Source organism: Corallococcus sp. M7 (assembly GCF_054512695.1).
The window spans coordinates 4087903-4108910 of sequence record NZ_CM137252.1 but is presented as its reverse complement, the minus strand read 5'-3'; the positions used below and the strand labels follow the sequence as shown (position 1 = coordinate 4108910).

At 68.4% G+C, this 21008-nt stretch carries 22 protein-coding genes; 8 read left to right on the top strand and 14 right to left on the bottom strand.

Annotated features, from left to right (window positions below):
* The first annotated feature begins 41 nt into the window (after positions 1 to 41).
* From ACX114_RS16810 to ACX114_RS16780, 7 genes are all read left to right on the top strand, one after another.
* Positions 42 to 1358: a hypothetical protein gene (locus tag ACX114_RS16810; protein WP_459299103.1), complete on the top strand. Its 1317-nt coding sequence runs from the start codon at positions 42 to 44 to the stop codon at positions 1356 to 1358.
* A 24-nt stretch (positions 1359 to 1382) separates the two neighbouring features.
* The gene (locus ACX114_RS16805; RefSeq protein WP_459299102.1) at positions 1383 to 2330 is read left to right on the top strand and encodes a hypothetical protein; all 948 of its coding nucleotides are present in this window, start codon (positions 1383 to 1385) and stop codon (positions 2328 to 2330) included.
* Positions 2331 to 2378: 48 nt separating this feature from the next.
* The gene (locus ACX114_RS16800; RefSeq protein WP_459299101.1) at positions 2379 to 3206 is read left to right on the top strand and encodes a crotonase/enoyl-CoA hydratase family protein; all 828 of its coding nucleotides are present in this window, start codon (positions 2379 to 2381) and stop codon (positions 3204 to 3206) included.
* Positions 3206 to 4084, top strand: a complete 879-nt coding sequence (locus tag ACX114_RS16795) for an SMI1/KNR4 family protein (protein WP_459299100.1) — start codon at positions 3206 to 3208, stop codon at positions 4082 to 4084. The genes ACX114_RS16800 and ACX114_RS16795 overlap by 1 nt, the downstream gene beginning before the upstream one ends.
* A gap of 22 nt (positions 4085 to 4106) precedes the next feature.
* Positions 4107 to 5798: a DUF4114 domain-containing protein gene (locus ACX114_RS16790; RefSeq protein WP_459299099.1), complete on the top strand. Its 1692-nt coding sequence runs from the start codon at positions 4107 to 4109 to the stop codon at positions 5796 to 5798.
* Positions 5799 to 6004: 206 nt separating this feature from the next.
* Positions 6005 to 7354: an AHH domain-containing protein gene (locus ACX114_RS16785; RefSeq protein ID WP_459299098.1), complete on the top strand. Its 1350-nt coding sequence runs from the start codon at positions 6005 to 6007 to the stop codon at positions 7352 to 7354.
* A 19-nt stretch (positions 7355 to 7373) separates the two neighbouring features.
* A complete protein-coding gene (locus ACX114_RS16780; RefSeq protein WP_459299097.1) occupies positions 7374 to 7943 on the top strand; it encodes an imm11 family protein in 570 nt (189 codons plus the stop codon).
* A gap of 6 nt (positions 7944 to 7949) precedes the next feature.
* Here the strand turns inward: ACX114_RS16780 and ACX114_RS16775 are convergent, their stop codons facing one another.
* Positions 7950 to 8687, bottom strand: a complete 738-nt coding sequence (locus ACX114_RS16775; RefSeq protein WP_459299096.1) for a class I SAM-dependent methyltransferase — start codon at positions 8685 to 8687, stop codon at positions 7950 to 7952.
* Positions 8688 to 8762: 75 nt separating this feature from the next.
* Here ACX114_RS16775 and ACX114_RS16770 point away from each other — a divergent pair, with 75 nt between their 5' ends.
* On the top strand, positions 8763 to 9788 hold the full coding sequence (locus ACX114_RS16770; RefSeq protein WP_459299095.1) for a methyltransferase: 1026 nt from the start codon (positions 8763 to 8765) through the stop codon (positions 9786 to 9788).
* Positions 9789 to 9838: 50 nt separating this feature from the next.
* Here ACX114_RS16770 and ACX114_RS16765 read toward each other — a convergent pair whose 3' ends face one another.
* The 13 genes from ACX114_RS16765 to ACX114_RS16705 all read right to left on the bottom strand — a co-directional run bounded on the left by ACX114_RS16765 (position 9839) and on the right by ACX114_RS16705 (position 20988).
* Positions 9839 to 10354, bottom strand: a complete 516-nt coding sequence (locus ACX114_RS16765; RefSeq protein WP_459299094.1) for an OmpA family protein — start codon at positions 10352 to 10354, stop codon at positions 9839 to 9841.
* Between the two features lie 106 nt (positions 10355 to 10460).
* Positions 10461 to 10790, bottom strand: a complete 330-nt coding sequence (locus ACX114_RS16760; RefSeq protein ID WP_459299093.1) for an ArsR/SmtB family transcription factor — start codon at positions 10788 to 10790, stop codon at positions 10461 to 10463.
* Entirely contained in the window at positions 10790 to 11416 is a 627-nt protein-coding gene (locus tag ACX114_RS16755; protein WP_459299092.1) for an SRPBCC family protein, read from the bottom strand. Before ACX114_RS16755 ends, ACX114_RS16760 begins: the two co-directional genes overlap by 1 nt.
* A gap of 57 nt (positions 11417 to 11473) precedes the next feature.
* Complete coding sequence (locus ACX114_RS16750) at positions 11474 to 12577, bottom strand: tetratricopeptide repeat protein (RefSeq protein WP_459299091.1); 1104 nt, start codon at positions 12575 to 12577, stop codon at positions 11474 to 11476.
* An 84-nt stretch (positions 12578 to 12661) separates the two neighbouring features.
* Positions 12662 to 13240: a fimbrial protein gene (locus tag ACX114_RS16745; RefSeq protein WP_459299090.1), complete on the bottom strand. Its 579-nt coding sequence runs from the start codon at positions 13238 to 13240 to the stop codon at positions 12662 to 12664.
* A complete protein-coding gene (locus ACX114_RS16740) occupies positions 13237 to 13815 on the bottom strand; it encodes a hypothetical protein (protein ID WP_459299089.1) in 579 nt (192 codons plus the stop codon). Before ACX114_RS16740 ends, ACX114_RS16745 begins: the two co-directional genes overlap by 4 nt.
* Before the next feature lie 4 nt (positions 13816 to 13819).
* Positions 13820 to 14173, bottom strand: a complete 354-nt coding sequence (locus tag ACX114_RS16735; protein WP_459299088.1) for a hypothetical protein — start codon at positions 14171 to 14173, stop codon at positions 13820 to 13822.
* A 137-nt stretch (positions 14174 to 14310) separates the two neighbouring features.
* Positions 14311 to 15819 (bottom strand): hypothetical protein, encoded by a 1509-nt coding sequence (locus ACX114_RS16730; protein WP_459299087.1) that lies wholly within the window; start codon positions 15817 to 15819, stop codon positions 14311 to 14313.
* 23 nt (positions 15820 to 15842) lie between these two features.
* A complete protein-coding gene (locus ACX114_RS16725; RefSeq protein ID WP_459299086.1) occupies positions 15843 to 16334 on the bottom strand; it encodes a tenascin-X in 492 nt (163 codons plus the stop codon).
* Positions 16335 to 16377: 43 nt separating this feature from the next.
* On the bottom strand, positions 16378 to 16809 hold the full coding sequence (locus ACX114_RS16720) for a MauE/DoxX family redox-associated membrane protein (RefSeq protein ID WP_459299085.1): 432 nt from the start codon (positions 16807 to 16809) through the stop codon (positions 16378 to 16380).
* Positions 16810 to 16908: 99 nt separating this feature from the next.
* Complete coding sequence (locus ACX114_RS16715) at positions 16909 to 18048, bottom strand: proprotein convertase P-domain-containing protein (RefSeq protein ID WP_459299084.1); 1140 nt, start codon at positions 18046 to 18048, stop codon at positions 16909 to 16911.
* A 114-nt stretch (positions 18049 to 18162) separates the two neighbouring features.
* The gene (locus tag ACX114_RS16710) at positions 18163 to 19662 is read right to left on the bottom strand and encodes a methyl-accepting chemotaxis protein (RefSeq protein WP_459299083.1); all 1500 of its coding nucleotides are present in this window, start codon (positions 19660 to 19662) and stop codon (positions 18163 to 18165) included.
* A gap of 222 nt (positions 19663 to 19884) precedes the next feature.
* Positions 19885 to 20988 (bottom strand): class I SAM-dependent methyltransferase, encoded by a 1104-nt coding sequence (locus ACX114_RS16705; RefSeq protein WP_459299082.1) that lies wholly within the window; start codon positions 20986 to 20988, stop codon positions 19885 to 19887.
* Between the last annotated feature and the right edge of the window lie 20 nt (positions 20989 to 21008).

The window sequence follows — 21008 nt, the reverse complement described above, 5'->3', positions numbered from 1 at the left end:
GGTTGCACGATGTGGCCCGGCAGGTGTCTGCTGCCGGGCCCATGTCACGCAACACGCAGTGGAAGGTGGCCGGCTTCGGTGTGTCGGCCCTGGTGCTCGTCGCCGCGCTGGTCTTCGCCAACGGAACACCCAAGGTCCATGAACCGCTGTCCCTGGGGGCGAGCGACCGGGATGAGTACGCCCGGCAGGCCCTGGAGATCCTCCGCGCCGCGGACCCCACCGGCGAGCTGAGGTACGACCCGGAGCAGTTCCTCATCCAGCGCTACACCCCGGACGGCGGTCTGGGGATGACCCTCAACCTCGCGAACTTCTACCGCGAGTATCAGGACGCCCCGCCCGAGGGGCGCGGCGAGGCGCTCGCGCGGCTGGGGCGGGTGGGCGTGTTCCCGGAGGCCCCTGCCACCTACGCCCAGGTGCGTCCCCTGCTGATGCTCGTGGTGCGCGCCCGAGACACCTTCGAGGCGTTCTCCCAGCAGGCCGGTGAGTCCCCGCCGGTGTCCTGGCGGCCGGTGGGCGAGGTGCTGGCGGAGGCGCTCGTCCAGGACACCCCGGACGCCATGCGCTACGTGCCCCCGGAGGAGCTGGCGCGCTGGGGCATCACCTACGAGCAGGCCCGCGCCGACGCGATGGCCAACCTGCGGCGGCTGGAGGCCGCGCCGCTCCGGCACCTGACCCTGGGCGTCTGCGCCATCTTCACGAACGACAGCTACGGTGCCTCACGGCTCTTGCTGGACGACGTGGTGCGCGGCTGCGAGGTGAAGGGCGATCCGGTGGTGGTCGTCCCCAACCGGGACACGGTGCTCATCACCGGCGCCGAAGACGCCACGGGGCTGCTCACGCTGGCGGAGGCGGCCCTGGAGGGCGTCCAGGCACCGCGCCCCGTCGACGGGAGCGCACTGCGCCTCACGGCTGACGGATGGAAGCCCTTCCTCCCCGAGCAGAAGGCCCCGGCGCGGAGCATCCTGGAGAACCTCGCGTTCGCCAGCCGGGTGCGCGGCTACCAGGAGCAGACCGAGCGGCTCCGGAAGCAACAGGAGCAGGAGTCCAACGAGGTCTTCATCGCCAGCCTGCTGCCGGAGAAGGACTCCCAGGGGCGCTTCTTCGGTCAGACCGTCTGGTCCAACGAAGGCGAGTCGCTGCTCCCGCGAGCGGACGTCATCCTCTTCGTGGACGCGGCGCTGGGCCCGGACGCGCCCCCGGTGGCCGCGGTCCGCTGGGACCTGGTGGTGCGCGACGCCGGAACGCTGCTGATGCCCGAGCTGGGCGTGTACCCGGAGCGCTACCGCGTGACGGGCTTTCCCTCCAAGGAACAGCTCCAGCGCTGGAAGGCCGACGCGACGGCCATGGACGTGCCCTGACGCCAGGCCTGCCCCGCGGGCGGTATGCTCACGCGGCCCCCAACCTGGAGATGGCCCCTGGCGCTCGTTCCCCTCTACAAGCCGCAGGACCTGGTGAAGAAGGCCTCGAAGCAGGCCGTCTTCCCGGCCCTCCGGGTCGCGCCTCCGCCGTCCCAGCAGCGGTCGCTCGTCGGGTTGAAGCGCCTGATGCACGCGCGCAACCTGGACCCGCACGGACTGGAGGCCACGGCCTACGACACGCAGGGCTGTGTGCTCAGCGGAGCGCTGCACGAGGCCGTCGACCTGTCGGAGAACACGAACCCCATCACCGAACCGGGCACCGGCATCATCTTCAACGGGGACCACAACCTGCTGTCGCTGGAGGTGGGTGGCCCGGTGGTGGCGCAGTCCTTCGACATCTACTACCTGCACTGGGGCTTCGACAGCACCCACTGCGTGCGGCTGGGCTCGCACGCGAACTACTTCGTCACCGCCGCCCTCCAGGGGTGCTCCATCTTCGTCACTGGAGATCCGGCCTCGCCGACCGTGTACCACCTGAACGCGAACTCGGCGGGAGCGAACGCGCCCAACGACGCGGCGAGGTACCAGGCGAAGGTCCAGGTCATGGAGGTCCGCTTCAACGCCGCCCGGAAGGTCATGGGTGGCAGCCAGCAGTCGTCGGCCTCCGCGTCGATGCATGACTACATGCCCGGCATGCTGAGCGCGGCGGGCACCGCCCAGCTCGAATACGAACGCGGCGTGAGCGGCGCCTCCTGGTACCACGTGGGCACCCATGCCTTCCGGTCGTTCTGGAAGGTGGACCAGGACGAGCTGATCCAGTTCGGCACCGTCTTCGGAGTGCGGGAGTCGGGGCGCTGGTCCTTCTACTTCCAGAAGCGCAGCCGCCACGACTACCGCTACAAGACCTGGACGTCCGGCCGCACCCGCCATGCCGAATGGAGCGCGGAGTGCCACCGGTTCTGGCCCGCCTGAGCGGCATCTGCTCAAGTGCCATCCGCTCACTTCCCTGGGAGGGAACGGATGGACGGCACGTACAAGTCATTGCGCATCGAGAAGGCAAACGGCATCGCCGAGCTGGTGCTCACCGGCCCGGGCAAGGGCAACGCCATGGGCCCCGACTTCTGGCGGGAGATGCCCGAGGCGCTCCGCGCGCTGGACGCCGACGACGACGTGCGCGTGCTGCTGGTGCGCGGTGAAGGCCAGAACTTCACCTACGGCCTGGACCTGATGGGGATGATGGAGTCCCTGGGGCCGCTGCTCACCGGTGAGAGCAACCTGGCGCTGGAGCGCAGCCGGCTGCTGAAGCTGATTGGAGAGATGCAGCAGGCCACGGAAGGGATGGCCCGGTGCAAGAAGCCGGTCATCGCCGCGGTGCATGGCTGGTGCATTGGCGGAGGCATGGACCTCATCGCCGCGTGTGACTTCCGGTACTGCTCGCAGGAGGCGAAGTTCTCCCTGCGCGAGGTGAAGGTCGGCATCGTCGCGGACCTGGGCGCGCTCCAGCGGCTGCCGCGCATCATCGGCGAGGGGAACACGCGGGAGCTGGCCTACACGGGCGGAGACGTGGACGCGGCGCGAGCCCTGCGCATGGGGCTGGTCAACGAGGTCTTCCCCTCCCCCGAGGCCCTGCTCACGGAGGCGCGGGCCACGGCGAGGCGCATCGCGGACAATCCGCCGCTCGTGGTCCAGGGCGCCAAGCAGGTGATGGAGTACTGCGCGGACAAGTCCATCGCGGACGGGCTGCGCTACGTGGCGGTGTGGAACTCGGCGTTCCTCCAGTCGCTGGATTTGACGGAGGCCTTCTCCGCCTTCGCCGAGCGCCGTCCTCCCAAGTTCCAGGGCCGCTGATGACCCGGTATTACGTCAAGCTGAAGGCCCCCAAGGGGCAGACCGTTCCGCCGTTGCTCGCACGCTTCGGGAAGTGGCTCGCGAAGCAGGAGCACGGCGCGTTCGGAACCTTCGAGCTCATCTCACCGAAGATGCCGGGCGGGCTGCGTGACGCGTGGTGCTTCCTGTCGCTGCCGGACGGTTCGCTGCTCGCGCTCGTATCGACCGTGAAGCCGGCGCCCGTAGTGCTGTTCGATTCGGAGTCGGACGCGCTGAAGGTCGTCGCGCCCAGCCTCGAAGCGTTCCTGCTCGCGCTGGGCAGGGGAAAGACACGCCTGGACGATCTCGATGAGGGCGACGAGCGCGAGGCGCTGCGCGCGTGGCTTGCGAAGGAGGAGGTCCAGGCTCCGAAGCCCGCGAAGTTCAACGTGCGGGCCTACCAGCGTGAAGCCACGCCCGCGCCCGTCGTGAGCGAGGGCGTGAAGAAGCTCGCGCCCCTTCCTCGCGGGCTGGTGTCGCTGCTCGGCAGGCATGTGAGCGATAAGAAGCTGCCGGCGGATTTGAAGAAGCTGAAGCTGCCGACGAAGCTGCCGAAGGCCCAGGGAAAGCTGAAGGACACGAAGCGCGGCATCACCGTCAGCGTCGGGCGCAACGGCGTGATCAGCGAAGTGCATCTCGGCGAGAAGTACGACGGGCCGCTCGCGTTCAAGCTGCCCTCGGGCGTGAACGACTTCACGGCGTCGAAGCTCCTGGGGAAGCCGAAGGGCGAGCTCAAGAAGAAGCACGGCGGTCCGTTCTGGGAGAAGGTCCTCGACGCCGACCGCGGCATCTACTTCTCACGCAGTCGAGGGCACTTCGACTGGTGGTCGGAACATCGGTTCTTCATCAGGGCGAAGTAAGCCGGCTTCAAGGAGTCTCTTCATGCGTCTGCATCCTCTCCGCATCCTGGGCTTGATGGCCGGGAGCACCTTGCTTTCCGTTGCCTTCCCAGAACCGGCCAGCGCTTCCACGCCGCAGGGCAGTTGCTACGAACTCGACCTGGCGGCCGACTACGTGCCGCCCTTCGAGGCCAATTCCTTCCAGTTCCTGCGTCAGATGGAGCTCACGCCGCAGCAGACCCTGCGCGCCACCCCGCCCCTGCCGCTCACGTCCGCGGAACACCTCGTGCTTCCCGTGGCCCAACGCGTGACCGCGACGTATGTGCACGACGATTCCGGTAAGCGTCCGTCCCTTGGATACCTCTACGTGGATGAGCTCATCACGCGGGGCTATCTCGACGCAGCCGGCAACCTGCTGGATCTCAACGGCAATGGAATCAAGGACCTGCACGAGGATCTCTACAACCTGGCCCCCGCCTCGGGCTCGCAGGCTCGTCCCTACATCGGCACGACCCGGCGCTGTAACCGGCCCTTCACGTCGGGAGGCTTCACCTACAGTCAGCCCGAGCTGGCGCTCAACGAGTCATGTACCAGCGCATTCACTTCAGGCGTGCTCCTGGAGGACGCGCGTCCTGGCATCCATGCCAGCGTGAGAATCGACGTGGTGGGGACCAACGCACTCGCGGTCCCTCGCACCGGCTATTCGGACAAGGGACTCTTCGCGCGCATCCCCAACCTGCTGGAGCCGGCCGACGCCTCGAACAACTTCCTGGGCCTGGGTCACCCCGTCTTCTTCCCAGCAGCTGGCCAGACGGCGGACCTGGGAACCATCGATGCGGAACGAGAACTGGTCTTCTTCCTGGTCGTCGAGAACGAGTCCGTTCACAGCCCCTATGAGAGTCGGGTGTATCCGTGTCTGCGCAAGGCGGCCAACGGGCAGTGCACCCTGCACCTGAAGACATCTACTTCGGTGTTCTTCTCCAAGTCGAAGTGGAACCTGGACCAGGACCCCGTGGGCCAGACGCCGGTCGCGACCCGCAACATCGGATGCGAGTATTCGGAGTATTGCAGTCCTGAGATGCCCCATCCGCTCGATGGGGCCTGCGCCGTCGCATCTACAGGGCAGAACCTGTGCGGGTGGTTGGACGCGGAGGCCCTGACGAGCCTCGGGGCGGCGCCCTACGGGAACACCACGCTCCCCATGGAAGCCGCCTCGGTTGCTGTCTCTGGCAACGGCAACATGCCGCACGTCCTCCTGGGCGCGCCCAGCGGCACACCGCAAACCTGGCTCCTGGCCTTCGAGGATCTCAATGGAGGCGGTGACAGGGACTTCAACGACGCCGTCTTTCAGTTCCGGGGCGATGCGACCAATGAGGTGCGCTCGTCGGTGCTGAATCCCATTTTCCCGATACCAGATCCGGCATGCACCATTTCCCAGATGCGCTTCCGCAAGGAAGACGTGCTGGACTCCGGCTGTGCTGCCAGCGCCGCCATCACCTACGCGGTGGCCACGGACTGCCGCGTCTGCAACGCGTACTCCTGTGCCCTCAACTTCTCGCCCACCTGGCGGCCGGTGACGTTCCCCACGGGAGCACAGGAGGTCCTCCTCGATGTCTCCAGCACCCCGGGCAATCAGCCTTGCTGGAAGGCCACCGTCTACGGGGCGAGCCCCACCTGCCTGCCCACCATCTCCAACGTGGACGTGGGTTACGTCTTCGCCCCACTCTCTCCCTGATTCCGTCAGGCGCGCGGTGGGCCGAGGGAGCTCACGGCCGTACTGGCGGTGAGCGTCAAGGCAGTTGTCGCATGAGAGCGTTCAGCCGCTGCGCACCTCACGGATGCCACGCATGAGGTGGCGCTAGACGCGGCCCGATCCGCTGGGTCCTGGTCGTGGCCCTGTCGCCCCCTGAAGGATGAAGCACTTTCCCGCAGGGGGACTTGATGAGGGCACAGCACTCTGTCGCGCTACTCCTGTTGGTTTGGTTGACAGGCTGTGCCTCAGGGCGCGTGGTGCGCTTGGAAACGGGCGAGGAGCCGCCAGTCGTTTTCACGCCTCGCAGCGGCGAAGCCAGGCCGGTGGAGGTGGAGCGGCGCGAGGTCAAAGCGGCCATGGCGAGGCTGGCGCGGGGTGTGAGGATCCCGGCCAATCCGCAGCAGGCCGCGCGGCGACTGATGGGAGTGGACGCCCGAGGCGGCACGTACCTCTTCGATCCGCGCACCCGGCGGATGACGCCACTGGACGGGGCTGCACTCGTTTCCGAAATGCCGCCAGCGGAGATGGAGCTGACGCGGGCATATCTGCGTTGGTGCGAGCGCACCGGGCGTCAAGGCGACTGTCTGCGCTTGCTGGCGGAGAGCCCCACCGTCACCGGAGACGGACGCTATGCGCTGGCCATGGCCATGGCGCAAGGTGTTGTCCTGGAAGAGATGCTGGATGCCTTCAAAGGCATGGCCGACCCGCACGCGGTGCTCTCGGCGGCGCTGTGGACCATGACCCTCTATCTGGTCCTCTGGTCAGTCCCCGAACCCGTGAGCAAGGGCCTGGCCGCGGTGATGACGGCGACGGCCATTGTCTACCTTGGAGTAGACACCTTCTGGACGCTGATAGTGGGCTTCAAACAGCTGGTGGAAGAAGCGGACCGTGCCACCACTTTTGACGAACTCCGCGATGCGGGTGAGCGCTACGGCAAGGTGATGGGCCGGAACGCGGCACGAGCCTTCGCGCTGCTGGCGACGGTGGCCATCGGCAACACGGCCTCGGGCTTCGCTTCGAGGGTGCCGATGTTGCCCGGTTCAGCCCAGGCGGCGGCGGTGGCCGGAGACCGCGCGGGTATCCGCCTTGCCGCCGTGGGCGAAGTCGGAGCAGTGGCGGTGACGGGCGATGCCGTCACGGTGGCGCTCGCCCCCAATGCGGTGGCCATGACGGCACGGGCCCTGGAGGGCACGGCTGCCGCCCCGGTGGACGCGGGGGGCCACGACCACCACATCGCCACGAACAAGTGGTGGAAGGCCACGAACAATGAAGGCCCGTGGTCTCCCCGGTTTCAGGAGATTTTCGACAGGGCAGGCATGTCGCTGGACGACCCAGCCAATATTGTCCGCGTCAAAGGTCACAAGGGCCCCCACCCACTGGCGTACCATCAACGCATTTTCCGGCGCCTGGACGCGGTAACGAGAGACTGCCGCACAATGGAGCAGTGCCGCGAAGTGCTGACAGCGGAACTCGACAAGTTGGCGCAGGACATCGCCGCTCCCGGCACCATCCTCAACAGACTGGTGACGGGAGCGTAGGGACGACACAATGGTCCACATGCCCAAGCGCTACTTCGACCTGAGCGACGACATGACCCGTCCAGGCCGGTGGCTGCTCGGCGCCCCTACTGACTTTGAAGGCAGAGCGTTGAGTGAGCCGTGGGTGTTCACTGACGGAACGCGTGTTGACGATCCGGGCCGCTTGAAGCTCCCGCTGAATCTCCCTGGAACAGCGCTCGACTTCTCGCTAGCGGCCAGATCAACGCCGGTAGTCCACGCCAAGGTGGCAGCCGTCTTCGCGGACCTTGCTCCCGATGACGTGCAGCTCTTTCCCGTAGAGGTCGCGGATCAGCCTGAGCAGTTCTACATTCTCGTGGCAACCCAGCTGATTCGCTGCATTGACGACAAGGCCACCACGGAGATCCTGATGTGGACGCCGGAGGACAGGCGCCCTGAGAAGGTTGGCGAGTACCGGGACGTTTGGGGAATGCGGATTGACGCTTCGCAGGTAGGTGACGCGAAGGTGTTCCGCCCCTGGGGCTGGCCCATCGCGTTGATCGTCCGCGAGGAAATCCGCGACGCACTCGATCGCATGGGCGCCACGGGAACGAAGTTCGAAGAGGTTTAGGTGAGCTCACCGCTCGCAGCGCAGCGCGACCGCGTGCGGGTTGTCCAGGTAGTCCTGCCAGAACTCCTGGCCATACCGGGCGATGCCCTCGGGGGAGCACTCCGGGCGCATCCAGGTGAGGTCGTGGAAGCCCGCCTCGCGCAGCGCGCTTTCGTACGTGTTCCGGCTCCAGTGGGAGAAGTGGATGGTGAAGGGCGTCTTCGCGCTCAGCTCCGCGGAGATGGTCTGCCCTTCCCTCGGTGACTCCGGGAAGTCCAAGATCTTGATGCCGTAACGGGTGCTGTTGGGCCCCTTCGCGCTGAACTCGGGGTTGAACGCGTAGGTGACGAAGCGGCCCCCGGGCTTCAGGTGGGCATGGATGGTCCGGCACATGCGCAGCAGGTGCTCCGGCGACTGCGCATAGTGCAGGAGATAGACGGCCGTCACGCAATCGAAGACGCCCAGCGGCTTCATGTCGGCCACGTCCGCCACGTGGTACTCGATGCCCAGCGGTTGGGCCGCTTCGTGTCGCCGGGCGACGCGAATCATCTCCTCCGAGATGTCCACGCCGACCACCCGGTGTGCTCCCCGCGCCTGGAGCTGCCGCGTGTACAGCCCGTCACCACAGGCCAGGTCCAGGACGGACTGCCCCTTCACGGACCCGAGCGCTTTGAAGAAGGTATGACCTTCGAGGTACTCCGAGCGCACGGGCAGGACATCCCAGTCCGACAGCTTCACGGCAATGTCGTCGTATTGCGCCGCCATTCCACACGACCTTTCGTGGCATCCGCCTTCCACGGAAAGACTCTACTCCGGGGATCCCGGCGGTAGACTGGCACCATGGAAAACACCCCTGGCGACAGTCCGTCCCCCACGCAGCAGCTCCACCTGGCCATCACCAGCTACTGGCGCACCCAGGTCGTTGGCACCGTGGCCCGCCTGGGCATCGCCGACCTGCTCGCGGCAGGGGCCCGCGACAGTGATTCGCTGGCCACCGAGCTGGGCGTCCACCCGGACGCCTTGTTCCGGTTGATGCGCGCCGGCCTCGCCACGGGCATCTTCGTGGCCTTCACCGAGCGGACCTTCGCGCTGACCCCCATGGGTGAAGGCCTGTGCTCGAACACGCCTGGCTCACTGCGGGAGCTGGCCATCATCCAGAGCAGCCCGTCGCACTGGCTGCCCTGGGGGCACCTCACCGACGCGATTCGCACCGGGACCGCGCCCATCCAGGCCGCGCTGGGCTCCGACATCTGGGAGCACTTCGCCAAGAACCCCGACGAGGCGGAGCACTTCGCCCGGTCCATGGGGGACTGGTCCGAGATGGTGTCCAGCCAGGTGGCCCGGCACGTCGACTTCTCCGCCTTCGCCCGCGTGGCGGATATTGGAGGCAGCCACGGCGACCTGCTCGCGCAGGTGCTGCGCGCCCATCCCTCCTGCCGGGGCATCCTCTTCGAGCTGCCCCAGGTCGCCGAGAGCGCGAAGCCCGTCCTGGCATCCCGGGGCATCGCCGGCCGGGTGGACGTGGTGGCCGGGAACTTCTTCGAGCCTGGCATCCCTCCCGCCGACGCCTACCTGCTCAAGCACATCCTCCACGACTGGGCGGATGACGCCTGCACCACCCTCCTGCGCCGGCTCCACGAGGCGGCCCCCGCCCCGGCCCGGCTCTTCGTGGTGGAGATGGTGATTCCGGACAACCGGACGCCCGACATCACCCACCTGATGGACCTCAACATGCTGGTGGTCGCCAACGGACGCGAGCGCACCTACAACGAGTTCCAGGCGCTGCTCAGCGCGACCGGCTGGAAGATCCAGCGCCTCATCCCCACCCAGAGCGGGACCAGCATCATCGAGGCGACGAAGGCCTGAGCAAGGGGGCGGCGCCGGTGGCGCCGCCCTCTTTCACGCCTTGAGACGGATTACAGCCGGACCTGGAGCTCGTAGCGGCGGTTCTGCGCCTTCTTCGCCTCGGTGTTGTCCGGCTTCACCAGCATGCGCTCGGAGCCGTAGCCCACGGCGGTGATCTCACCGCGGGGGATGCCTCGCGCGACCAGCTCCTTGACGATGGCCTCCGCGCGCTGCTCGCTGAGCGACTTGTTCTTCGCGGCGTCACCGGTCGAGTCGGTGTGGCCGGAGACCTCGAACTTGTAGCTCTTGACGCCAGCGGCGACGAGCTGCTTCTTCGCGTCCACGAGCGCGTTGGTGAGCTTCTTGAGCTTCGCGTCGCAGCCAGGGGCCAGCTCGGCGGTGCCCGTCTTGAAGCTGCACTGGTTCTTGCGGCCCTCCTCCGTGAGCTTCGTGTTGACGCGCTTCTCCACGGTGGACTTGCCGGCGTCGCCCGCGGCCTTCTTGAGCGAATCAAAGGGGCTTTGCGCGGCGGCCACGCCCGGGACGGCCAGCAGCGATACGGCGATGCAGAGCGCCTTGAGCTTCATCCGTGAGACTCCTTGGGCTCCAGGGGGAAGGGAGCCGGAGCCAGAAGCTGCCGAGGGCGGAGCGCCGCGTCCAGTGACACGGCGTGGGCCGTGGCGACGCCTGCGCCTACTCGCCCCTCTTTTTCTTCCCCCGCGCGACTTCTGTAGCCAGGGCGTCCAACTTCGGCGTCCAGAACGCCCGGAAGCGGTCCAGCCAGGCGTCCACCTCCGCCAGCGGCGCGGCGTCCACGGCATAGAGCCGCCGGGCGCCATCCACCCGCACCGACGCGAAGCCGTTGTCCCGCAGGACCTTCAGGTGCTGCGAGACGGCGGACTGCGTGATGCCGAACTCACGCTGGATCACGTCCACGACCTCGCCCGAAGCGTGCTCGCCTTCCGCGAGCAGCTCCAGGATGCGGCGGCGGACCGGATCGCCGAGGACGTCGAAGGCGTGCATCAGCCCCCTGTATAGAACGCGGCCGTGCGCTCGGCCATCCCGCGCGCCACGTCCGGCGCCTCTCCGCCCGCCACGTGGGCGTCGGCCCAGGCCTGGGCGCTCGCGCGCATGAAGGTCTTCGCTTCGTCGGAGTGCACCCAGGACGCGGCGGCCTCCGCGGCCACGTCCTTGCCCGACTCCAGGTACAGGCCCAGGCCCAGGAAGCTCAGGTCCCAGCCCACGCCGGTGGCGCCCGGACCGAACTGGCTCCAGAACTGCTCCACGTCCGCGGAGTGCACGATGTGCTCGAGCGTCAGCCGCGTGCCCTTCCCTTCCGGCGCCAGGCGGAGGGTCACCCAGCTCATCCCGCCGTTCATCTCCCAGGTGAGATCGAACGCCTCGGGCTTGTCGCACCGGGTGATGGTCCCGCCCGCGTTCCCCTTGATCTGATAGCGGCCGCCCTTGCGCAGCTCCCCCTCCACCGGAGAGAACCAGCGCGGGATGCGCTCGGGGTTCGTGACCGCGTCCCACAGGTCTTCGATTCCGGTGGGATACACGCGCTGCGCGACGACCACGTGGGCCGGCTTGCCTTCGTAATCGCGTTCGACGCACGCGCGGAACTGGGCGCCAATCAGGGTGTGAAGCATGTGCGGACCTCCTCCGTTCATCGGAGTCATTACAGTCCGCACTCATATTAGTCAAATCTAATATGACTCTTGCAGGACGAACTCGAGGACGTAGGCGCGCAGCCGCTGGCGCACGTCATCGCTCATCGTCAACGTCGCTTGCGGATGGACGCGCGAGGCCAGCTCGAAGAGCACGAGCATGTCGGCCATCCCGGCCTCGACGATGCGCTTCATCCGCTCCAGGCCCTCGTCTGGAATCGCCGCGTCCGCGTCCTTCTGCTCCTTCGCGACCTCATAGCCCGTGAGCGCGGCGCTCAGGCACTCGAGCTCCTCGGTGGAGGTGAACTGGGTGTCACTGTCGCTGCCCGTCATCTCCTTGCGGTGCGAGGGCTCTCCGAGCCACAGCGCCTTGCACGCCGCGAACGCGAGCCACGAGGTGCCGTAGTGACCGTCGTACACCGCCGACACGCCTGTCTCCGTTCGCTCGGCCATGCCGCGCGGCACCATCACGTCGGGCGTGATGACGAGCCCGAACCCGGGATACATCTTGAGCAGCTTGCGCACCGTGAGCAGGCGCGGGTTGAGCACCAGCGCGGTGGCGAAGGCCTCGCGGGCCTCGGCACGCCGCCCCAGCCGGGACAACGCGTGGCCCTGGAAGAAGTGCCCGCGGTAGTCGTCGGGGTTTTGCTCCGCGGCCTTGCGGTAATAGCCGAGCGCCTCCTCCGCCTTGCCGGCGAAGAGCGCCGCGTCTCCCCGGAAGATCCAGGCGTTCGCGCACTTCGGGCAGACCTCGGTGGCGCGCGCGTACAACTTCGCCGCCTCGTCGAAGCGGTTGGCCTGGAAGAGCGGCTCGGCCTCCGCGAGCAGGCGCTCTGACTCGGGGGTGTTGTAGGGCGGCGCGAGCGTGGCCTTGCCCCCCTCCCTCACGACTCGCGCATAGGGCAGCGGTTGGATCCGCTGGGGCCAGAGCGTGTCCGCCCAGCCGTCCGGCGGGGAGTCCTTCTCGTCCAAGGAGTACTTCACAGGCGAAGCCTCCATGCGCTGGAGGATCTCCGGCAGTGTCAGCAGGGTCTTCTTCTCCGCGGCTGCCACCTGCGTGGGCGCGGCGCCGCGAGGGGTGGCTGGCGTCGTGGCACAACCGAAGGCGAGCGGCAGCAACAGGACGAGGAAGGTGCGATGCATGACGACCATCGTACGCCCGCGCCCTCGTTCCGCCTCACCCGCCCCGCATGCCTTCATCATGGTTCGCGCATGAATGCATGGGCCTCAGTCCTTCGTATCGTCCACGAGGTGCACGGGGACCCCGGGCTCGGCGGCCTCTCCGTCCACGTCCTGGAGGTCCAGCGCTCCGGTGGAGAGCACCCAGACATCCAGCGCCGCGTCCTCGTCGGTGTTCCCCACGCACGCCAGGGTGATGTCGCAGGCGGGGCACGTGCCGGAGACGCCGAGCCGGGCCTTCAATGACGGAGGAAGCACCTCCACTTCGAAGGGGCGCAGGTAGGTGAAGCGGAAGGTGTCCGCGCCGATGGCCACCGCTCCCTCTGGAGCTTCGCTTCGCTCCTGGTCGCGAATCTCCATCGACCCCCGGCCCGCGAAGTATGCGTAACGGTTGCCCCGCTCGGGCGTGAAGCCCACCTTCGCGAAGACCGGCTCATAGGTCTTCGTGTCCTGGAAGTGGCGCCGCTGGAGGGCGTGCCAGGCCTTCAGGTTCGACTTGCACTCCGCGGCCTTGGCGCGCTGGCCGAACCGGACGAAGTTGCGGACCGTGTTGACGGCCACCACGCCCAGGCACGAGCAGGCCAGCAGGCCGAGGGCGATGAAGATCCACTTCCGGTGGGAGCTCATCCCAGCGCCATCGCCGAGCCGACGAAGGCCGTGACGCTCCGGTAGCCCGCGGGCGTCGGCTGAAGCGCGGCGGTGCTTCCCGTTCCCATCTGGGTGATGCCGCGAGGCAGGAAGCGCCCCAGGTTCCACGTGCGGCCCTGGAAGACGAAGTCCTCGCTGGAGCACAACACCGCGGAGAAGAGGTTGCTGGAGAGTGGCCCCACCGCGGTCCCCACCACCGTGGAGAGGCGCTGGAGCGTCGCGATGGGCTGCCCCACCCCGAAGCTCTCCGGCGCGGAGAAGTCTCCACGGGGCTCCGGGTTGAAATACAGGGTGAAGCGGCCCACCGGATCCAACGACACCGTGAGGTCGCCGTTGGTCAGGTGCTGGGGCGTGAAGGGTTCGGCGCGGAAGGTGAAGAAGGCCGTGGCCTCCCCCGGCGGTCCGTTGAAGAGCGACCCCTCCACGCCTCCCAGATGCGCGAAGTAGCCCACGTCCTGCACCGTGCCATCGAGCGCCTTGTAGAAGCGCCCGATGGCGTACCAGACGACGCCCGCGATGGAAGGAGGCCCCAGGTGTCTTGTCTCCTGATTCATGACTTCACTCCTCGCCCGCGAAGGCGGAGACCACCCGCTCGATGACGTCGCGGCCGGCTTCGTCCGTTGCATCGGCGGTCGCCCATATCAGCCAGTCGCCGTTGACCGTGCCGGCACCCTGCTTCCCTTCGGGCACCTGCTTCTTCAGCCTCACCTCCGCGGCGCTTGCTTCAGCGTAGCCGTCGAACAGGTAGACAGAGGCCCGGGCCGAGCACGACGTCCAGGACTGGCCGAACCCCGCCAGGGCTCCGAGCTCCTGGACGGCGGGAGCCGGCTCGGCTGGCTGGACCGCGTCGCCTCCGGTGCCGTGACGCAACAGCGCCTCACCACGCTTGAGAGAGGGGGCATCCGGATTCATGGGAGTCCTTTGTGACAGGTGCTCCTCGCCGGTTTCGTCCGCGCGCCGTGACGGACCGCTTGCACACGCGCAGAGCAGCAGCGGGAAGAACAACGTGAGGCATGGTCGCATGGGCTCTTGCGATAGCACCTTCCGCGTCACTCGGTCAGCCAGCGCGCGGAGGACACCTTGTCGTTGAAGCCCCAGGTCTTGCTGTTCAGGTTGGCTTCGTGGAATGCGCCGTCGCCCACGAGGTCCCTGGAGCTGCCCTTGTAGTTCGAGTCGTCGTAGAGCCGCACCCGGTGGCCCGGCGGAATGCACCAGCGCACCGAGGAGGTCTTGTCGTTGAACCGGTCGACGTCGTCGAAGCGCGCCCAGTTCTTCAGCCCCTGGTCGCGGTAGTCGAAGATGACGCCCCGGTCGCTGAAGTTGGAGTCGTCGTAGAAGTCGACGTAGGCGTGCCCGATGTCCGTGCGACAGCGGGTGTCCGCCCAGATGCTTCGGAACTCCACCAGCTTCACCGTCGAGCCGGGGCCGTCATCCGCGTGCTCGGTGCCGTAGAGGATGAGGCCGCGGTCGGGACCCACGAAGAGGCCTCCGCCAGCATCCAGGTTGCACTGCCTCGAGCCATCGTTGCTGCAGTACAGGTGCTTGGAGGCGACGTGCTCCAGGCGCAGGTGGCCGTCCAGGTGCACCCGGTACAGGTGCACGTAGTCGTCGCTCACCGCGCCCCAGCGCAGACCTCCCAGCCGCGTGCCCACCAGGTAGAGCTGTGAGTCATTGCAGTCCGTCACGAAGTTGAGGTTCTGGAAGGCGCCCCACTGCCCGTCCGGCAGCTCCGACTTCTGCCACCTGTCGACACGCACCCACTGGTTGGTCGCGGAGCGGAGGTCGGTCTCCGAGGAGCGGAAGACCTCCAGCGTGTTCGCGTCCACCTGCCCGAGCACGAGCAGGAAGTGCCCGTCCGACAGCTTCGTGAACGAGGCCGTGCCCGCGGTCGTTGTTTCACCGTGGACGAAGGCGAACGGGCTCGGCGTCAGGGACGCGTTGTAGTCATAGAGCGCGATGCGCCCCAGGCCAGGCCCCTCTTCCATGGGCAGCGCCAGGATGTTGCCCACCGCCTGCATGCCGCCGCCGTGGCGATAGCCGTCCAGCACCGGCAGTGCCGCCACCGCGGCGTCCGCGACCGGCGGAGCGGTGTCCTCCGGTTCCTTGATGGCCGGGCTCAGCCGGTTGGAGCGGAAGCGCCCGCCCTCCCCGTCGCGGGTGGCCATGTGCACCAGGTGCCCCACGTTGCCGCCAGGAGCGTCATCCCTCTTGGACAGGACGAGGAGGCGCCCCGAGAGGGCCGACAGGCGCTGGATGCCTTGCCAGTGATTGCCGCCTGGGTAGGCCACATTGAGGTTGAACGGTCCGGGATGGAAGCCCAGCACCTCACCGTGGTCGCGCAGCTCCTGGAAGCGCAGCGGCACGTCCGGACTGCACAGGTTGCAGTCCGGGCTCCCCCAGACGCAGGAGGTGTCGCCTCCGAGCCCGAGGGCCAGCGGAGCCGTGGTGTCGGTGAGGGCCTCATGAGGAACCGCGGCGGGCTCGCAACCGGCGAATGACAGCAAGCCCGCCAGCGACAGGGCCGCGGCGGACCCATGATGACGATGGATGCGTTGCATGGGTCTTTGACCTGCCCTTGTGGTTACGGGTCCTGCGGCCACTGCGGGCAGGTCGGACCGGTGCAGATGGGGCCGCAGTCCGAGCACCAGCCCATCTCATGGGCGTCGCAGAGGTGATCGCCACACGTCAGGCTTCCGCAGTCCGACAGGCAGCTCGCCACCGTCTCGCTTCCGTTGCACAGTCCGTCGCCGCACCACGTGGTGGGGCCGCAGTCCCACGGGCAGGTGGCGTTCGTCTCGCCGTTGTTGCACCAGCCGTCGCCACAGTAGGGCAGCGGCGTGCAGTCCTCGGCGCACGTGTTGACGGACTCGCCGTTGGCCGAGTCACAGATGCCATCACCGCAGATGAAGGCACAGGGCAGACAGTTCCACGGGCCCTCGCCTCCACAGGGACATTCGGAGCCGAGCTCGGACCCGCTCCGCGCCAGTGACGTGGAATCCATGTCCACGTTGCCGCACGCGGCAAGCATTCCCAACGACAACGACGCGAACACCATCAACAGACGTGCTTTCACGGAGCGCTCCCGGCTGGAGAGACTCCCAGTGATAGCACATGCCCTACCCCGCGCTTCGAGCCCGCCGCCATGCGTCCACGGAGAGGTGGTCGTATTGCACGGTGGCGATGAGCACGACGTAGAAGCCCAGGTAGGTCATCTGGATGCCCGCCGCGTTCCAGTTCTGCGCGGAGCAGGCGCCTCCAATGAGCAACAGCATCAGCAGCGTCCCCGCGACCAGCACGCGCCGCACCTCCACGCCCACGAGCAGCAGGAGGCCAATCACCGCCTCCGCCACCGGGATGGCCAGGCTCACCGCGTACACCCACGACGGCGGCAGCGGGCTCTTGTCGAAGGAGTCGCGCATGCCCGCCGCGAACGCCGTGAGCTGCGGCAGGCGGAAGAGGCCGTGGAGCGCGATGTTCATCCCCAGCCCCACCCGGGCCAGGGCGTGAGCGAGACGTGCGTTGTCGACAGGCTGCGAGGGCGCGGGCATCGGGAAACCTCCGGAAGGCTTCCCGTGTCCCTCTGAACGCCCGCGAGGACAAGCCTCGCGGGCGTCAAATCATCCTTCGATGGGCTCGAAGGATGCGCGTCAGTCCCAGCGGCTGGTGAGCTTCAGCTTCCACTCGCGCAGCTTGCCGTTGCCCACGCCCGACGGGTTGACGATGTGCAGCTTCCACAGTCCGTTGACCGAGCCGTCGCGGGGGATGCCGCGCGTCACCGGGATGCGCTTGGGCGGCGTGCCCTCGTTGGGGCCGTCCCACAGGAGCGCCGTCTCACCGCCCGGATCCTCCAGCGTGAGCACCAGCTTGGACGGGTTGTTGTGCGCCAGGTCCAGCTCCACCGTGATGTCCTCCGGCACCGTCGCCAGGCCCACCACCGGCTGCGTCGCCGTCAGCGGCGTCGTGTTCCCCTGGAGCGTCAGGTCCGCGTACGCCGTGAACTCACCGGACATCCACGCCGGCCGGCACCAGCCCTCCGTCGCACCGGAGTCCAGGCCGTGGCACGCCAGCCCCTCCTGACACGGCACGAAGCGCGAACACGACGTGTCGTTACCCGGGATGGGCAGCGTCGTCACACAGCGGCCGTAGGGGCTGGAGCCGTCATACGGCTTGCCCTCGCAGTGGAGGTCCGGCCCGCACGTCCCCACGCCCGTGCAGGGGTCACCCTCCTCGCCCTGCTGGGTGGCCGTCTTCAGGTTCTGCAACGCCGTCGCGTCCACGGACGCCAGCCGGCCCAGCGTCAGGATGTCGTAGAACGGCCGCGCGGCGACCATCGCGTTCGCCGCCGCCGCGGGCACGTTGTACGTGGACTGCAGCGCCGCCAGCGGCTGCGTGTTCACCACCGCCAGCACCCGGCGCGCCTCCGCGACGTTGAAGGACACGCCATGGAACGTGCCCACCCAGCCGTCCACCGGCAGCTCCACCCGGCCCGTGCCCCGGGCGTACGCCTCCAGCGCCGCCAGCGCCGCGGGCCCCACCTGGGGCAGCGCGTCCACCTGCTCGATGGAGACGAAGCGCTTGTCATCCGCCGTGTGCGGGATGCCGTCCGGCCCGAAGCGGTAGTTGATGATGCTCTGCGCCGCCTGCGCGTTCAGCGGCACCTGCGTGTCCAGCATGTTGAAGGTCAGCGCGTACTCGTTGAGGAACAGCACCACCCCGATGCCCGCGGGCGTGCCCGTGGCCAGCTCCTGCGTCTGCACCGCCAGCGCTTCGGCCGGCGTGTCCGACACCGCGGCAGCGCCGCAGCTCAGGAGGAGGGGAACCGAGGAAAACGACAGAAAACGACGGAGTCTGGAGTTCATGGCGTCCATGTACTCCAAGACAGGCCGCGTGTCGGTGACCGTTCAGGTCCTCTCTTGATACAGCGCGATGACGCCGTGGACCTGGTCGGTGACCTGCTGGAGGCGGTCCGCCGCCGCGTGGGTGGCCTCCACCCGGGCCACCGAGGCCTGCATCAGCGCCGTCAGGTCCGACACGGCGGTGAAGATCTGCGACACGCCCGCCGACTGCTGGCTCACCGAGGCCGAGATCTGGCGGACGGCGTCCGCGTTGCCCTTCACCAGCCCGGACAGCATGCCCAGCCGTTCGCCAGAGGCGCGGATGGACTCGATGCTCCGGCCCATGCGTTCGCCGCCCTGACGGGTGAGGTCCACCACCCCCTGGATTCGGGAGCGCGTGTCCTCCAGCACCGCGCGCACCTGTTGCGTGGCCGTGACGGACTGGGACGCCAGGCCCCGCATCTCCCGCGCCACCACCGCGAAGCTCCGGCCCACCTCCCCGGCCCGCGCCGCCTCGATGGCCGCGTTGATGGCGAGCACGTTGGACTGGTCCGCCAGGTCCTGCACCGTGCGGGTGATGCCGGCGATCCGCTCCGTGAACGCCGAGAGCCCCTGGAGGCGCTCGGAGAGGTCCGCCGTCTGAGCGCGCAGGTCCGCCAGCCCCTCCACGCCCTGGCCAATGGCCTCCTCCACGGCCGTGCCCACGTCCCCGGCCTGCTGCGTGGCCTCCAGCACCCGGGCGGCCTGCGCCGAGGCCACGACCGACGTCTGGCGGATCTCCTCCGCCGTCACCCGCGTCTCCTCCAGCGCGCGCGCCTGGCGGGAGAGCTCCTGGCGCTGCTCGCCGGTGGACTCCGCCAACGTCGTCACGGAGTCGCGCAGCGCGCTCGCGGAGCCCATCAGCGGCCGGACGACCTGCTCCTCCACCGCGCTCCGGGACAGCTCCAGCTGCGCCTCGCGCCGCGCGGCCTCCCGGAGGTCCCGCTGGCCCTGCACGCAGGAGGCGATGAGGAAGACGTCCTCGAACGCCACCCACGCCGCGTGCTCCAGCCACCGCCAGGTTTCGTGCGCGTGGACCCCGAAGATGGACTCCGGCCAGAGCGAGCCGCGCAGGAAGAGGTCCGCCACCACCACGCCGCTGAAGGTGAGCAGCACCCGCCAGTCCCGGTAGAAGGAGAGCAGCGCCAGCGAGCCGAAGATGTGGAAGTGCGTCTCGAGTCGGCCGCCCATCAGGTGGACGAGCAGTCCGGACATCAGCGCCTGCCCCACCGCGATGACGTGCCGGGTGGACGCACGCCCGGGACGCGCCAGCGCGAGCACCACCGGCGGCGCGCTGAAGAGCAGCCCCAGGCCCACCGCGGCCTCGACGTGGAAGTGGACCGCGCCCTCCAGGCCCGTCCAGGCGCGCGGCGACACGAACGCCGCCGCCGCGATGCCCGCCAGCCATTGCAACACCATCAGGACGACGAACATCCGGTCCGTGCGCCGCCCCAATGCCAGACATTGCTCCTGGAAGCGCTGACGCGACCGCGTGGAGACGTCGGCTTCGGACAGGTGGATTCTCATCGCGGGGCCCTCCGCGCGGGGATGCCCGGGCCGGGGCATCCTCGGGGCCATGCCCGGCAGCGGGGGCTGCCTGGCAGGTCCACCATGGAGAGTTCGCGTGTGATTGGCAACACGCGATTTCCAGACACGGATAAGCATCAACTCCAGACGCAGGAGCGTTCCGGGAGAGCCGAGGCGGATTCTTCCGGGAGAGTCCCGGGTTTCATCCCCGAATTCTTGTTATCACCGTTCCCAGAGCCGGATTTCGGTGCCCGCGCGGCGCACGAGCAGCGGGCTGGTGGCGCCGTCCACCGGTTCGATGCGGCCCGGGAGTGTCGCGGACCGGACGCACCTCCATCCGCGCCTGGCGAGCGCCGCATGCACCTGGGCGCCGAAACCTCCGCCGTAGGAGGTGAGCAGGTGGGACGCATGCATCCGGTCCAGCAGGTCGCGGGTGGCGTCCTCGGACAGGTAGTAGAGCACCTCCGCCAGCAGCACCAGGTCCGCCTCCAGCGCCACGTCCTCCGCGCTGGCCTCCACGATGCGCACGCGCGCGTGGCCCCCCAGCCGCTCGCGCAGGCGCGTGACGAAGCGGGGCTCGGACTCCACGGCGCGGATGTTCGCGTCCGGGAAGAGCGTCAGCAGGTGCTCGGTCATCATTCCCTCGCAGGCGCCCACGTCCACCACGCGCCGGGGTGCCCCCGCGTCGCGCAGCGTCCCGAGCACCTTCGCGGTGAGGGCGAAGCGCTCCCCTTCGTAGGTGGAATGGGCGAAGCCCCAGGGGTCCGCGAGCTCGGAGAAGATCTCCGGCTTCGTGAGGGACAGGGCGCGCACCACGTCTCCGGCCCGCACGTCGGTGAAGGCCTCGATGCCGGGCCCGTCACGCACGGGGTCCGTGCACGCGCCCGAAGCGGCTCCGTCCGGACGCTCCCGGTAGAGCGAATTGAGCAGCCCCAGCTTGCGCTGGAAGGCCGCGTCGTCCAGCACCGTGCAGGCGGTGGGCCTGGCTCCCGTGGCGGGCACCCACAGCCGGTCGAAGACGCGGCTGACGAGCAGCGCCACCTCGCGGTGCAGCGGGGCATCCTCCTGCGGGCTGTGCGTGTAGACGCGGGCGCCGCCCCGGAGCCGCTGCTCGCGGCACCAGGGCCCCACCTCCGAAGGTGACAACAGGAGGTGCGTGCTCCGTGCGCCCAGGGCCCGGCCCACGGCCTCCAGCTCCCGGCCCGCGCTCCCGTCCTCCGTCACCACCGCCACGTCCGCACCCGGCGCCACCGTGCTGAACAGCCGGACGACGTCCTCGGGGTGGGCCACGACGATGAGCGACGGGGCCTGCTCGTTCTCAGCCATGTTCCGCGCTCCACTTTGAA

Coding starts and splice junctions, on each gene's coding strand:
- ACX114_RS16800 (WP_459299101.1), top strand. CDS start 2,379: ATGGACGGCACGTACAAGTCATTGCGCATCGAGAAGGCAAACGGCATC.
- ACX114_RS16790 (WP_459299099.1), top strand. CDS start 4,107: ATGCGTCTGCATCCTCTCCGCATCCTGGGCTTGATGGCCGGGAGCACC.
- ACX114_RS16785 (WP_459299098.1), top strand. CDS start 6,005: ATGAGGGCACAGCACTCTGTCGCGCTACTCCTGTTGGTTTGGTTGACA.
- ACX114_RS16810 (WP_459299103.1), top strand. CDS start 42: ATGTCACGCAACACGCAGTGGAAGGTGGCCGGCTTCGGTGTGTCGGCC.
- ACX114_RS16710 (WP_459299083.1), bottom strand. CDS start 19,662: ATGAGAATCCACCTGTCCGAAGCCGACGTCTCCACGCGGTCGCGTCAG.
- ACX114_RS16770 (WP_459299095.1), top strand. CDS start 8,763: ATGGAAAACACCCCTGGCGACAGTCCGTCCCCCACGCAGCAGCTCCAC.
- ACX114_RS16705 (WP_459299082.1), bottom strand. CDS start 20,988: ATGGCTGAGAACGAGCAGGCCCCGTCGCTCATCGTCGTGGCCCACCCC.
- ACX114_RS16765 (WP_459299094.1), bottom strand. CDS start 10,354: ATGAAGCTCAAGGCGCTCTGCATCGCCGTATCGCTGCTGGCCGTCCCG.
- ACX114_RS16775 (WP_459299096.1), bottom strand. CDS start 8,687: ATGGCGGCGCAATACGACGACATTGCCGTGAAGCTGTCGGACTGGGAT.
- ACX114_RS16730 (WP_459299087.1), bottom strand. CDS start 15,819: ATGCAACGCATCCATCGTCATCATGGGTCCGCCGCGGCCCTGTCGCTG.
- ACX114_RS16780 (WP_459299097.1), top strand. CDS start 7,374: ATGCCCAAGCGCTACTTCGACCTGAGCGACGACATGACCCGTCCAGGC.
- ACX114_RS16720 (WP_459299085.1), bottom strand. CDS start 16,809: ATGCCCGCGCCCTCGCAGCCTGTCGACAACGCACGTCTCGCTCACGCC.
- ACX114_RS16745 (WP_459299090.1), bottom strand. CDS start 13,240: ATGAGCTCCCACCGGAAGTGGATCTTCATCGCCCTCGGCCTGCTGGCC.
- ACX114_RS16755 (WP_459299092.1), bottom strand. CDS start 11,416: ATGCTTCACACCCTGATTGGCGCCCAGTTCCGCGCGTGCGTCGAACGC.
- ACX114_RS16795 (WP_459299100.1), top strand. CDS start 3,206: ATGACCCGGTATTACGTCAAGCTGAAGGCCCCCAAGGGGCAGACCGTT.
- ACX114_RS16805 (WP_459299102.1), top strand. CDS start 1,383: ATGCTCACGCGGCCCCCAACCTGGAGATGGCCCCTGGCGCTCGTTCCC.
- ACX114_RS16740 (WP_459299089.1), bottom strand. CDS start 13,815: ATGAATCAGGAGACAAGACACCTGGGGCCTCCTTCCATCGCGGGCGTC.
- ACX114_RS16750 (WP_459299091.1), bottom strand. CDS start 12,577: ATGCATCGCACCTTCCTCGTCCTGTTGCTGCCGCTCGCCTTCGGTTGT.
- ACX114_RS16735 (WP_459299088.1), bottom strand. CDS start 14,173: ATGAATCCGGATGCCCCCTCTCTCAAGCGTGGTGAGGCGCTGTTGCGT.
- ACX114_RS16760 (WP_459299093.1), bottom strand. CDS start 10,790: ATGCACGCCTTCGACGTCCTCGGCGATCCGGTCCGCCGCCGCATCCTG.